Source organism: Aromatoleum evansii, assembly GCF_012910805.1.
GTDB lineage: Bacteria > Pseudomonadota > Gammaproteobacteria > Burkholderiales > Rhodocyclaceae > Aromatoleum > Aromatoleum evansii.
In genome coordinates, this window is the sequence record NZ_WTVK01000203.1 from 1 (window position 1) to 464 (window position 464).

The following is a 464-nucleotide window of genomic DNA, read 5'->3' on the forward strand; positions in this document are numbered from 1 at the left end:
CCCGTGGTAACTGGTTCCAGCTGCGCCAGCTCGCGGGTATGCGAGGCCTCATGGCCAACCCGAAGGGCGAGATCATCCCGCGTCCGATCAAGGCCAACTTCCGTGAGGGCCTGTCGGTGCTGGAGTTCTTCATCTCGACCCACGGTGCACGAAAGGGTCTGGCCGACACCGCTCTGCGTACGGCCGACTCGGGTTACCTGACGCGTCGTCTCGTCGACGTCTCGCAGGACGTCATCATCCGCGAGGAGGACTGCGGCACGAAGCGCGGTCTCGTCCTGCCGATCGCGCAGCGCAACTCTGACGGCCAGCTGGTCGAGCACGAGGACGTCGAGAGCTCGGTCTACGCCCGCAACGTGGCGCAGACGGTCGAGATCGACGGCGAGACGTTCCTGCAGGCCGGCGACGACCTCGGTGACGTCGCGCTCAGCAAGCTGATCGACGCCGGCATCGAAGAGGTCAAGGTC

Annotated in this window: 1 protein-coding gene; it reads left to right on the plus strand. The window is 65.9% G+C overall.

Annotated elements, in window-relative coordinates:
* Nucleotides 1-50: 50 nt before the first annotated feature.
* The coding region (locus GO615_RS29900) for a hypothetical protein (RefSeq protein WP_500676353.1) at nucleotides 51-464 on the plus strand (414 nt) is incomplete at its 3' end.